9 protein-coding genes are annotated in these 11,892 nt (G+C 58.6%); 5 read left to right on the plus strand and 4 right to left on the minus strand.

What is annotated here, in order from left to right; all coding sequences use genetic code 11:
• Window positions 1-90: 90 nt before the first annotated feature.
• Together EV561_RS11895 and purD are read right to left on the minus strand one after the other, a co-directional pair.
• A complete protein-coding gene (locus EV561_RS11895) occupies window positions 91-531 on the minus strand; it encodes a plant virulence effector HPE1-like domain-containing protein (protein WP_132521556.1) in 441 nt (146 codons plus the stop codon).
• A gap of 122 nt (window positions 532-653) precedes the next feature.
• A complete protein-coding gene (gene purD, locus EV561_RS11900; protein WP_132521558.1) occupies window positions 654-1,925 on the minus strand; it encodes a phosphoribosylamine--glycine ligase in 1,272 nt (423 codons plus the stop codon).
• Between the two features lie 172 nt (window positions 1,926-2,097).
• On the opposite strand from purD, the gene EV561_RS11905 reads away from it, so the two are divergent.
• Window positions 2,098-4,410 carry a Tex family protein gene (locus EV561_RS11905; RefSeq protein WP_132521560.1) on the plus strand — a complete coding sequence of 771 codons (2,313 nt, stop codon included), beginning with the start codon at window positions 2,098-2,100 and terminating at the stop codon, window positions 4,408-4,410.
• A gap of 143 nt (window positions 4,411-4,553) precedes the next feature.
• On the plus strand, window positions 4,554-5,813 hold the full coding sequence (locus EV561_RS11910) for a cyclopropane-fatty-acyl-phospholipid synthase family protein (RefSeq protein WP_132521562.1): 1,260 nt from the start codon (window positions 4,554-4,556) through the stop codon (window positions 5,811-5,813).
• 92 nt (window positions 5,814-5,905) lie between these two features.
• On the opposite strand, the gene EV561_RS11915 is transcribed toward EV561_RS11910, so the two are convergent.
• A complete protein-coding gene (locus EV561_RS11915) occupies window positions 5,906-6,334 on the minus strand; it encodes a hypothetical protein (protein WP_132521564.1) in 429 nt (142 codons plus the stop codon).
• Between the two features lie 420 nt (window positions 6,335-6,754).
• On the opposite strand from EV561_RS11915, the gene EV561_RS11920 reads away from it, so the two are divergent.
• Together EV561_RS11920 and ubiA are read left to right on the plus strand one after the other, a co-directional pair.
• Window positions 6,755-7,507, plus strand: a complete 753-nt coding sequence (locus tag EV561_RS11920) for a MipA/OmpV family protein (RefSeq protein ID WP_245512653.1) — start codon at window positions 6,755-6,757, stop codon at window positions 7,505-7,507.
• Between the two features lie 62 nt (window positions 7,508-7,569).
• Complete coding sequence (ubiA, locus tag EV561_RS11925) at window positions 7,570-8,529, plus strand: 4-hydroxybenzoate octaprenyltransferase (RefSeq protein ID WP_132521568.1); 960 nt, start codon at window positions 7,570-7,572, stop codon at window positions 8,527-8,529.
• A 62-nt stretch (window positions 8,530-8,591) separates the two neighbouring features.
• Here the strand turns inward: ubiA and EV561_RS11930 are convergent, their stop codons facing one another.
• Window positions 8,592-9,158 (minus strand): DUF6101 family protein, encoded by a 567-nt coding sequence (locus EV561_RS11930; protein ID WP_132521570.1) that lies wholly within the window; start codon window positions 9,156-9,158, stop codon window positions 8,592-8,594.
• 322 nt (window positions 9,159-9,480) lie between these two features.
• Between EV561_RS11930 and EV561_RS11935 the strand changes: the two genes are divergently transcribed.
• Window positions 9,481-11,712, plus strand: coding sequence for a DUF1217 domain-containing protein (locus tag EV561_RS11935; RefSeq protein WP_132521572.1), 2,232 nt, complete (start codon window positions 9,481-9,483; stop codon window positions 11,710-11,712).
• Window positions 11,713-11,892: the final 180 nt, after the last annotated feature.

Raw genomic sequence — 11,892 nt, forward strand, 5'->3', positions numbered from 1 at the left:
CTGCTTCTCTCAGGGGCGCATTGATCCGTCTTGCGACGGGACCCCCAGCGACTGAATTCGGTCGGGCGGGGCAGGGAACGTCTGGGCTCTCTATTTCAGGCGAAGGTCGAAGCCGGAAAGATCGAGTGGCTTCTGAGCAGGTGCCGCGCTGGCAGGCTTGATATCCGGCGTGACGGCAGCCGTTGCGGTCGGGTCGATACCGTCGGTTGATACGCCTGCGGCAGCGAGCGCTTCCGGCGTTGCCTTGGAAATGAAAGTCACCGGCGAGCCGCCCATCCAAGCCTCGATGCGCACCACTTTCCGCTCGCCGTTGATATCGCGAATCTCGGTGGTCTGCGTGCCCGTCTGCAGCTCGGGTACGACATAGCTCTTGTTCTTCAGCTTCGGCTTCGGCGGCGGGCAATGATCGCAGGTCTCGGAAATGATGCTGCCGGCATTGTCGTTCGGGTTGCTTTCCACCGGCAGGATCGAGGAGGCCATGGCGGAGCCACCAGCCAGTACAAATGCTGCGGTGAGGATGATCGAACGCATGCGAACTACTCCGTCTCTCGATAGTGAGAACAGCAATAGCGGCGCTTCCTTTCCATCCCGTCAGAAGAAAAGGTAAATATTTAGAAGAACGGTATTTCGAGACAGGATTTTTTAGCCGGTAATCAGCTTTTCTCGCGCTCGATTGCCCGCCAGCCGATATCGCTGCGGCAGAAGCCGTTGTCCCAGACCACCTTGTCGACCAGAGCATAGGCCCTGGCCTGGGCTTCCCCAACGGTCTTGCCCGTCGCCGTGACATTGAGGACGCGTCCGCCGGTCGCGACAAGTGCACCATCCTTCAATGCAGTCCCGGCATGAAACACCTTGGCACCGTCTTCATCGGCGGGCAGGGCGGCAATCGGCGTATTCTTCTCATAGGAGCCCGGATAGCCCTTCGAGGCCATGACGACGGTCAGCGCCACGTCGTCGCTCCATTCCACTGTGACCTGATCGAGCGTGCCGTTTGCGGCTGCAAGCAGCAGCGGCAGCAGATCGCTCTTCAGCCTCATCATCAGCACCTGGCATTCCGGATCGCCGAAGCGGACATTGTACTCGATTAGTTCCGGACCCTTTTTGGTGATCATCAGGCCGGCGAAGAACAGGCCGGAGAAAGGATAGCCGCTTTCTGCCATGCCGCGCATGGTCGGCTCGATGACTTCTTTCATGGTTCGCTCGACCATGTCAGGCGTCATGACCGGCGCAGGCGAATAGGCGCCCATGCCGCCGGTGTTCGGGCCGGTGTCGCCGTCGCCGACACGCTTGTGATCCTGTGCTGTTGCGAGCGCCAGTGCATGCTTGCCGTCGCTGAGGCAGAAGAAGCTTGCTTCCTCGCCATCAAGAAAGGCTTCGATGACAACTTCAGCGCCGGCAGTCCCAAAGGCGCCTTCAAAGCAATCGTCGACGGCAGCAAGCGCCTCATCGACTGTCATGGCGACTGTCACGCCCTTGCCGGCTGCAAGCCCGTCTGCCTTGACGACGATCGGCGCGCCCTGTGCCCGGATATAGGCCTTGGCCTTCGGAGCATTGTTGAAGCGCTGGTAGGCGCCGGTCGGAATATTGTAGCGGGCGCAGATATCCTTGGTGAAACCCTTGGAGCCTTCGAGCTGAGCGGCTGCGGCGGAGGGGCCGAAGACGGCAATTCCGCCGGCGCGAAGCGTATCGGCCAGTCCGGCGACGAGCGGAGCCTCGGGGCCGACGACAACGAAATCGATCGCCTTCTCCTTGCAGAAGGTAAGGACCGCGTCGTTATCCTCGGTGCTAAGGTCGACAAGCCTTGCATGTTCGGCGATGCCGGGATTGCCCGGAGCCGCGAAGAATTCCGTCATCAACGGCGACTGCGCCAGTTTCCATGCCAACGCATGCTCGCGGCCGCCCGACCCGATCAACAGGATTTTCATGACCAGTCCCCTTATTGCTGCTGTCTGGCGGTTAAGGAGCGTGGCATAAAAGGTCAAGCGCAAATCCTGTGGAACCGGTAAACGTCGATGGTTCGGATCATTGCCTTGCCTTTATGCTTGGCTATGGTTCCGCCACTTTGGTTCGAAGTAAAATAGAAAATAAGAGAATCCCATGGCCGCTGACATTCGCTCCCTCGCTGCAACCATCTCCGCCGAGATCAATTCCCGACCAGATCAGGCGGTGGCCGCAATCGAGCTTCTCGACGAGGGGGCAACGGTGCCGTTCATCGCCCGCTACCGAAAGGAAGTGACAGGCGGTCTGGACGACGGCCAGCTTCGCACGCTGGCAGAACGTCTTGTCTATCTCCGGGAACTCGAGGCACGGCGCGCGTCGATCGTCGAGTCGATCTCCAGTCAGGGCAAGATGACCAACGAGCTGATGGGCAAGATCACGGCGGTTGCGACCAAGGCCGAGCTCGAAGATCTCTACCTGCCCTACAAGCCGAAACGCCGTACCCGCGCGGAAATCGCAAGGGAGCGCGGACTGGGGCCGCTGGCCGACACTATACTCGCCGATCGGGCAAAGGAGCCTGCTGTCGTCGCGGAAACCTACCTGACGGCAGAGGTCGCCGATGTGAAGGCGGCGCTCGAAGGCGCGCGCGATATCATAGCGGAAGGCATTGCGGAAAATGCCGACCTGCTCGGCAAACTGCGCAGCTATATGAAGCAGAACGCGATGCTGCGCGCCAAGGTCGTCGACGGCAAGCAGGAGGCGGGCGCGAAATTCTCCGACTATTTCGATCACAACGAACGTTGGGCAACAGCCCCCGGCCACCGTGCGCTTGCCATGCTGCGCGGCTGGAACGAGGAGATGCTGACGCTTGTCATCGATGTCGATACCGATATGACCTCGCCGAACAAGCCGGTCGAGCGGATGATCGCAACCGCCTACGAGATCGGCAATAGCCGCCCGGGCGACCGCTGGCTGATGGACGTTGCAAGCTGGACTTGGCGCGTAAAACTCTCCATGTCGCTGTCGCTCGACCTGATGCGCGAGTTGCGCGAAAGGGCGGAAGAAGAGGCGATCCACGTCTTTGCCCGCAATCTGAAGGACCTGCTGCTCGCAGCTCCCGCCGGCTCTCGCGCCACGATGGGGCTCGATCCCGGCATCCGTACCGGCGTCAAGGTCGCGGTCGTGGATGGCACCGGCAAGCTGCTCGAAACCACCACGGTCTACCCATTCCCGCCGAAGAATGATGTCCGCGGCACGCAGGCGACGCTTGCGGCTTTGGTGCGCAAGCACAAGGTCGAGCTGATCGCGATCGGCAACGGCACCGGCAGCCGCGAGACCGAAAAGCTGGTGACGGATATGCTGGGCGACCTGCCTGCACCCAAACCGACCAAGGTCATCGTGTCAGAGGCCGGCGCGTCCGTCTATTCGGCGTCGGAAACGGCAGCGCTTGAATTTCCCGGCCTCGACGTATCGCTGCGCGGTGCTGTCTCCATCGCCCGCCGCCTTCAGGATCCGCTTGCCGAATTGGTCAAGATCGAGCCGAAGTCGATCGGCGTCGGGCAGTACCAGCACGACGTCGATCAGCAGAAACTCTCGCGTTCGCTTGATGCCGTCGTCGAAGACGCAGTGAATGCAGTCGGTGTCGACCTCAACACCGCATCCGCGCCGCTGCTCGCCCGCGTATCCGGTCTGGGTCCCTCCATTGCCGATGCGATCGTCCGCCATCGCGACGGGGAGGGGCGCTTCGAGAGCCGCAAGGATCTCCTAAAGGTGGCCCGGCTCGGAAACCGCACCTTCGAGCAATGCGCCGGCTTTCTGCGCATCCCCGATGGCAAGGAGCCGCTGGATGCCTCCTCCGTGCATCCTGAAGCCTACGGCGTCGCCAAGAAGATCGTTGCCGCCTGCGGGCGCGATCTTAGAAGCCTGATGGGGGACAGCGCCACGCTGAAGGCCATCGATCCCCGCGCCTTCATCGACGACAAGTTCGGCCTGCCGACGGTGCGAGACATCATCGCCGAGCTCGAGAAGCCCGGCCGCGACCCGCGTCCCAGCTTCAAGACCGCAACCTTTGCCGAAGGCGTGAACGAGATTTCCGACTTGAAGCCGGGAATGGTTCTTGAGGGCACTGTTACGAATGTTGCCGCTTTCGGGGCCTTCGTCGACATAGGCGTCCACCAGGACGGTTTGGTCCACGTGTCGCAATTGGCCGATCGTTTCGTGAAGGATCCGCACGAAGTCGTCAAAGCCGGCAACGTCGTAAAAGTCCGTGTCGTTGAAGTAGACGCCAAGCGCAAGCGAATCGCGCTGTCGATGCGCAAGGACGACGGTTCGGCCGCCTCTACCCCCGCGCGCGAAAAGACCGGTGGCGCAGCCATGCGGCAGGCGGGAGGCAGATATGAGGACAAGCGCAAGGAGCAGAGTAGCCAAGGCAGTTTCGGTGCTGCGCTGGCGGATGCGTTCAAGCGAAAATAAGGGCTTAGCCCCTAGTGATGCAGAAAAGTCACACTCTGGCAGCGTTGTCGCCAGAGTGCTAGCCGCTGCCGTTTGACGATCTTGCCAGATGTCGGGGAGGCGCTAAAGTTGCCTTACTGTCATGTCAAAATTGCGAGGCCTCCATGGCGTCGGCACTCTTAAAGATTGTCAAGAAAATCATCAAAACCGGCTCCCTCCGGTTGACGCTCGCCGATGGCGAGACGTTCACCCTGGGCGACGGGTCCGGCGACCTTGTCGCAGCGCGTTTTGCCGATCAGGAGGCAGAGGATGCGGTTGGAACCGATCCGACGCTGAAACTCGGCGAAATGTACATGGAAGGTCGCTTCATCCTCGAGCAGGGGAACATCTACGATTTCCTCGAGCTCGTTAAGAAAAATACGACCGATGAAATCTTCGATTTCAAAATTGCAATGCGTCTGCTTGGACGCATTGCCTGGCAGCAGATCAAGAGTCGTTCGCCGATCAACCGCAACAAGCACAATGTTGCGCACCACTACGATCTCTCTGCCAAGCTTTTCGATCTGTTCCTCGACGATGACTGGCAATATTCCTGCGCCTACTTCGAGCCGGCAGGCATCAGTCTGGACGAAGCGCAGCTTGCCAAGAAGCGCCATATCGCCGCCAAACTTCTTCTTGAGCCGGGCCAGAGCATCCTCGAAATCGGCTCGGGCTGGGGCGGTATGGGCATGTATCTTGCCGAATCCGCCGAAGGCACCGATTTCACCGGCATCACGCTCAGCGAGGAGCAACTGAAAGTTTCGCGTGGCCGCGCGGCCAAACGCGGACTGACGGACCGAGTCCGCTTCGAGTTGCAGGACTACCGCTACATGAAGGGCAAGAAGTTCGACCGGATCGTTTCGGTCGGCATGTTCGAACATGTGGGTATCGGCAACTACGGCAAGTTCTTCAGCAAGGTGTCTGATCTGCTTGCCGATGACGGTGTCATGGTTCTGCATTTCATCGGCCGGCCGAAGCCGAGCTTCGCGACGAATGCCTTCATCGAGAAGTACATCTTCCCGGGCGGCTATATCCCGTCGGTCGCCGAGACCATGCCGGCACTCGAAAAGGCCGGCCTTCTCGTCAAGGACATTGAAATCCTGCCGATGCACTACGCTTATACGCTGCGCCACTGGCGCGAACGTTTCGTGGCGCGAAAGGCGGAAGCTGTCGCCCTTTACGACGAGAAATTCTTCCGCATGTGGGAGTTCTACCTGGCCGGCTCGGAAATGGGCTTCCGCTGGGAACAGCTCTTCATCATGCAGATCCAGATCGCCAAGAACCAGTTCGCCGTTCCCGACAACCGTAACTACATCGCGGAGCGGGAAGCCAAGCTGAAGGAATTCGAGGCCACCCGCGCTCCGCTGGAGAAGGTGACGTTCTGAAACCCTATGGATGCTTGAAAGTTGAAGCCGATCTTACCCTGGTAAGGTCGGCTTTTTGCATGTGCGCTTTGCCGAAATCGCCTTGACGGCGGTTATTTCACGACTGTGACCGTGACGTTATCATCATCGACCCTGGCCACACGCAGAGCGCTGAGGCGGATCGTAAACTGGTCGGTGCCCGTATAGCCGGGATCGGGCGTGTAATAGACCGCATTTCCTTGGACGGGCTTGCCACTGCAGACATAGCCAGGACCGTCCTTGGGGTAGTGCACTCGGACTTCTTCGTGAACGACCTCGATCTTGCCATGCGCCGGTTGCTTGATGGCCGCCGTATAGGGATAGCCGGCAAATTCACAATCCGCCTTGATATGGGCGGTGGAGCCGATCTTGGTACGTTTGCCCGACACGGCTGTCGCTTTGGTTTCCCTTACCTTCGCTGTCGGATCGGGCAGGCCCGCACAGCCCGATAGAACCAACGTAGTCGATGCGCAGAAGATTATCGCAAAAGAAGAAAATTTCATGATTCGGCCCCAGCAGATATTGCATTCTGCTTGCCTTAATTACTTGTCGCGCCGAAATCTCTTTTAAAATTCTATATATAGTTGCGTCTTCTTGTCGCTGATATCCATTGTTCGAAGCCGCTGTAACCGCTCGAATTGCGGCTAGCCGCCGGCACTTGCGTCTTCTTATTTTCCAGACGCAGCGGCACCCTTAATCCTTTGTTGGTTCTTTTCTAACATTTTGGCCTCAGTCATCGAATTCTTCCGGGAACGTTAGCAGAGTGTTTCAGGTGGCGTCCCTGCTCGCGCGTATAACCCGGCCGATTTGATATAATGTTCCGGGCTGTCCGCGGCCCTCTGTATTGCGTTTCGTGGAGTATTTGCGTGTTTTTCAAATCTTGCTCATTGCTTTCGATCGGCCTTTTGCTGGGTTCGGCCACCATGGCTTCCGCTGGAGATGGCCGCCCGTGGTGGTCCGGCGACTGGTATCTGAGCGTCGGCGCAGCCGGTTTTGTCGCCCCGAAATTCCAAGGCGGCCGCCACGACAAGCTGCAGTTTCAGCCTCTGATTTCTTTCGGCAAGCAGGGTGGCGGCTCGCGCTTCACCTCCCGCAATGACAGCCCGTCCTTCTCGCTGCTCGACAATGGCGCGGTCCGTGCCGGTCTCGTCGCCAAGTATGATCCAAGCCGCGATGCCAGCGACGATCACGCGTTGAAGGGCCTGAAGAAGGTGAAATGGGGTGCGGAAGCGGGCGGCTTCGTCGAGGTTTATCCGACCGACTGGCTGCGCGCTCGCGCCGAAGTCCGCCAGGGCATCCGCTCGCATAGCGGCCTCGTTGCCGACACCTCGATTGATGCCTTTACCGATATCCTGCCGGACCTGCAGCTCTCCGGCGGTCCGCGCGCGACCTGGGCAACCGGCAACTATTTCGACACTTATTACGGGGTGAACGCCAAGGAATCGGCTGCGAGCGGCCTCAGCCCCTACAATCCGGGCGGCGGATTGGAATCGGTCGGTGTCGGAGGTGCGCTGACCTGGAAGGCCACGCGCAACCTGACCACCAGCTCCTTCGTAGAATACAAGCGTCTTCAGGGCCCGGCCGCCGACAGCAGCCTCGTCAAGGAGAAGGGTTCGCGCAACCAGCTCCTGATCGGTCTTTCCGCGACCTACAAGTTCAATTTTACGCTGAACTGAGACACTCCTACTTAGTCGCCGCCGCTTGACCGCGGCGGCCGGCGCTCGCTACTACTGCTGCCATGCAGAAGATGAGCGATTTGAACGGGCGCGTCGCCGACGCCCCCTCCGGAAACTGGGTATATCGGATCCTGCCGCCTTGGTTGTGGCCCTATGCGCAGCTGGCGCGCTGGGACAGGCCGATCGGCTGGCAGCTGCTGATGTGGCCCTGTTTCTGGTCCGTCACCCTAGCGGCCAACGCCAAGGCCGCCTCCGGTCAGTGGGTCGGCGGCATACTCGTTTATCACCTGGTGCTTTATTTCATCGGCTCCGTCGCCATGCGCGGGGCCGGCTGCACCTATAATGATCTCGTCGACCACAAGATCGACATGGAGGTTGCCCGCACGCGGTCGCGCCCCCTGCCGTCGGGGCGTGTCAGCCGCAGACAGGCAAAAATCTTCATCGCGCTTCAGGCTCTGGTCGGCCTGGTGGTCCTTCTACAGTTCAATCTGTTCGCGGCCATTCTCGGCCTGCTGTCGCTCGCGATCGTCGCCCTTTATCCTTTCGCCAAGCGCTTTACCGATTGGCCTCAGTTCTTCCTCGGACTTGCCTTCTCCTGGGGCGCGCTCATGGGCTGGGCGGGCGTCTATGGGACATTGTCTTTCGCGGCCATGCTGCTCTACATCGCCTCGATTCTATGGACGATCGGCTATGACACGATCTATGCGCACCAGGACAAGGAAGATGACGAACTGATCGGCGTTCGCTCCACGGCAAGACTGTTCGGCGATAACACACGTCTCTGGCTGATTGGTCTCTATGGCGCAGCGCTGGTTCTGATGTTTATCGCCTTTGCCTTGGCTGATGCGGGCGGCCTGTCCTATATCGGGCTTCTCGTTGCCGGCGGCATCTTTGCCTATCAGATCGCGCGGCTTGATATCAACGATCCGGAACAATGCTTGGCACTGTTCAAGTCTAACGGCAATGTCGGCGCCATCATCTTTGCCGGCCTGTTTGTCTCGGTTCTGTTTCTCATCCCGTAATCAAACAGAAAGCCCGACACTTGAAGGTATCGGGCTTTCCGGAAGAATGTGCCGTTTTTGGCTCAGCTGCGGGCGATGATTTCCCGGCCCTGGATCTTCATCTTAACGCCGAGCTTGCCGGTCGTGCGACGGACGAGGAAGCGGGGGCGGCGGTTGGCGAAATAGGAATGACGCCGGCGCGGACGCATTTCCTGCGTGCGGATGCCGCCGAGATGCTCTTCGAGCGGACGGGCGATGCCGTCGGCCTCGACCATAAGCATGGGAATCTGGAAGGCTTCCGACCAGGAACGCCAGTCGGCGGCGATGTCGCTGAGATCGTGGGCGACGAGCAGCGGAATGCAGAGATCGGGATCGTCGTGATGCAGTTCCAGCGTGACCGTAACCTCACCATCGCCATGGTCGATGGCCCGGGCTGCAACGCCTTTGAATGCTCGCTTCGGCAGTGCAATGGAGAGCGGCAGTCCGCTGGACTGCAGGATCTTGCGCAGCACGGCGCCACGCTCGTCTATCGTGATACTGACATCTCCGGATGAGCCACGCATGGCGTAGCTGACTTGCTGCGGGAAACGGTGAGGATCCAGCCGCAGTGTCGTTCCAGCCCATGCGGGCTTCAAGACGGTATTTGTCATCGATTTTCTACCCTTGTCTTACCTGAGAGCCGGTTTTCCGGTCTTCTTTCGGGAGGGCTTTCGTCCTCTCGATACGGCAAGACTAGGCGGTCGCTCTTCCAGACAGCTTAAAAATCGCGGTTAAGAAAACTTTGCGTCGCCAGATGGTTAGCAAAAGCGAAGCCGTCAGGGTTTCCATTCCGTGAACGCTCGGCGGCATTCGGCTGTGTCGATCCGGGGCAGTGGGGGAACAAGTTCCTGTAAGTCTCGGGTAAGGTTTCGGCGAGATAATGGGCCATAGATTCGTTATGCATACTTTAGAGACATATTGAAGGATCTCGCTATGGTCTCGACCTATCTTGGCTATACCAATGCCACAAAGGATATGACGACAACGCTCAATCGCGTCGCGTCGCAGTCGGACATCAAGCGACAACAGGCCTATTACGACGCCAATATAGGCAGCGTAAAAACCGTCGACGACTTCCTCAATAACTACCAGATCTATAGCTATGCAATGACGGCCTATGGTCTTGGCGATATGATCGACTCCAAGGCCATGATGAAGGAAGTTCTGACGAGCGATCTCAGCGATCCGAACAGCTTCGCAAACAAGTTGTCCGATCCCCGTTACAGGGAGTTTGCTGCAGCCTTCAATTTTGGTGTCAGCACCGCCGCCAAGCCGGTACAGGATACGGAGCAGGCCTCGACGCTGACCGATCTCTATACCCAGTCTTTTTCCACCGAGGAGACTGATGCGGCAACTGCGACTTCCTATTACGACACCCAGGTCGACAAGGTGAAGAATGTCGACCAGCTTCTGGCCGACCCGCAGCTCAAGGACTACGTGCTGAAGGCATATGGCATCGATCCGACCTATGCTTCGGACAGCTATCTCAAATCCGTTCTGACCAGCGACCCCAATGATCCGAACAGCTTCCTGAACAAGAACGGGACCGACGCTTACAAAGCGCTGGCCGCACAATTCAGCTTCAATAGCGACGGCACCATTTCCGGGGCGACGGCGCAGACGGCGGCTCAGAAGGCGGCCGTCGAAAGCCAATATAACTACGCTGTCCCGTCATTTACGACCGCTGTGGGTGCGAAGGACAACACCCAATATTATCAAAGCAAGATCGGCTCCATTACGTCAGTCAGCCAGTTGACGAGCGATACCCGGCTTTTCGACTATGTTAAGGGCGCCTACGGCCTGGATCCCAAAATGAGCGCGCTCGCCTTTTCCGAGGTTATGGCCAGCGATCCGAACGATCCCACTTCATTCGCAGTTTCGATCGGCGCCACTGCCGTGCTTGGCAAATTCAATTTCAATGCGGACGGCTCGGTGCCGTCAGGCGAGTCTGCTCAGACCGCCGCCGAGGTGACCGCGACCACAAAGAATTACACTGCCAACTACGATAGCGCTCACCAGACGGATATAACGACCGCCGTCAAGAATTATACGACCAGGATCGCCGGCATCACCAATATCAAGGACTTCTTCGTCAGCAACGCCAGCGACAAGAATCTGCTGAACGACGACGATCCAGAACTCTATCAGATGGCGTTGCAGGCCTATGGAATAGATCCAACACAGGTCTCGCAGAGCGAATTCACAAAGATCGTAGAAAGCGATCCCTACGATCCGAAAAGTTTTGTGAGCTCGCTTAAGGATCCTCGCTATACCGATCTTGCCAAAGCGTTTGATTTTGACAGCTCCGGAAAGGCGCAGGCGCCGGTCCAGCCGCTGTCTCAGACCACCATCAATAATTACGTGAGTGAATACGAAGGTCTCGCTACGATTGATCTGAGCGGCCCCGACTTGACCAAGGCCGAAACCGACTCCAAGAACGATGCGACCTATTTCGCCCAGAACATATCCAAGGTCACGACGGTCTCCGACTTCCTGAAGGACAGCAAGCTCGTCGATTTCGTCCTGACCGCCAACGGGATCGATCCGAAGAGCGTCACGACAGATACGCTGAAGAAGGCTTTCGCCTCCGACCCGACCAAGTCCAACAGCTTCATCAACACACCCGACGGAGCGCAGTTCAAGGACATCGTCGATTCGTTCAATTTCGATACGAAGGGCAATCTGACGAACGCGAAGATAGGCACGGCTCAGGATCAGGGCAATCAGATCCAGACCGATAATCTCTACCTGCATCAAAACCTGGAAGAGCAGGACGGCGAGACCGATGAGGGCGTCCGCTTGGCCCTCTATTTCCAGCGTAACGCGTCCAAGGTCCACAACATGTACGACATCATGGGCGACACCGCGCTTTACCAGGTCATTACGACGACCTTCAGCCTTCCCTCTGGCCTATCGTCCGAAGATACCGACACCCAGGCGAAGGTGCTTGCCAAATATTTCGACGTGAAGGACCTGCAGGACCCGACCAAGGTCGACACGCTTCTGAAGCGCTTTTCGGCAATGTATGACCTGCAGAACAGCAATGGCTCGTCGCCGGCCCTAAGCATTCTGCAGGGCTCCTCCTCTTCCTCTTCTTCCTCGGGTGCCGGTGCCGGCGTCAGTAGCGACACGCTTCTGTCCATTGCCCAGCTTTCCTCCAGGTAATCTTCTCGACCGGACCTGATTCGCAACGATCCTGCCTTTTGGGGGGCGGGACCGATCGAATGCGACCGTCATTGGGACGTCCGCCAGCCCGGACGTCAGTCTTCCCGTGGCCGCACTTTCCTTGCTCGTCAGCGACTTGGCAACACTCCTCTGCGAAGCGTGTCTTCTCCTGTTCACGAC

This window comes from Rhizobium sp. BK376, assembly GCF_004341625.1.
Classification (GTDB): Bacteria; Pseudomonadota; Alphaproteobacteria; order Rhizobiales; family Rhizobiaceae; genus Rhizobium.

Excerpts from the sequence above, each read along its gene's own strand:
- EV561_RS11895 (WP_132521556.1), bottom strand. The coding sequence starts at position 531 with ATGCGTTCGATCATCCTCACCGCAGCATTTGTACTGGCTGGTGGCTCC.
- purD (WP_132521558.1), bottom strand. The coding sequence starts at position 1,925 with ATGAAAATCCTGTTGATCGGGTCGGGCGGCCGCGAGCATGCGTTGGCA.
- EV561_RS11905 (WP_132521560.1), top strand. The coding sequence starts at position 2,098 with ATGGCCGCTGACATTCGCTCCCTCGCTGCAACCATCTCCGCCGAGATC.
- EV561_RS11910 (WP_132521562.1), top strand. The coding sequence starts at position 4,554 with ATGGCGTCGGCACTCTTAAAGATTGTCAAGAAAATCATCAAAACCGGC.
- EV561_RS11915 (WP_132521564.1), bottom strand. The coding sequence starts at position 6,334 with ATGAAATTTTCTTCTTTTGCGATAATCTTCTGCGCATCGACTACGTTG.
- EV561_RS11920 (WP_245512653.1), top strand. The coding sequence starts at position 6,755 with ATGGCTTCCGCTGGAGATGGCCGCCCGTGGTGGTCCGGCGACTGGTAT.
- ubiA (WP_132521568.1), top strand. The coding sequence starts at position 7,570 with ATGCAGAAGATGAGCGATTTGAACGGGCGCGTCGCCGACGCCCCCTCC.
- EV561_RS11930 (WP_132521570.1), bottom strand. The coding sequence starts at position 9,158 with ATGACAAATACCGTCTTGAAGCCCGCATGGGCTGGAACGACACTGCGG.
- EV561_RS11935 (WP_132521572.1), top strand. The coding sequence starts at position 9,481 with ATGGTCTCGACCTATCTTGGCTATACCAATGCCACAAAGGATATGACG.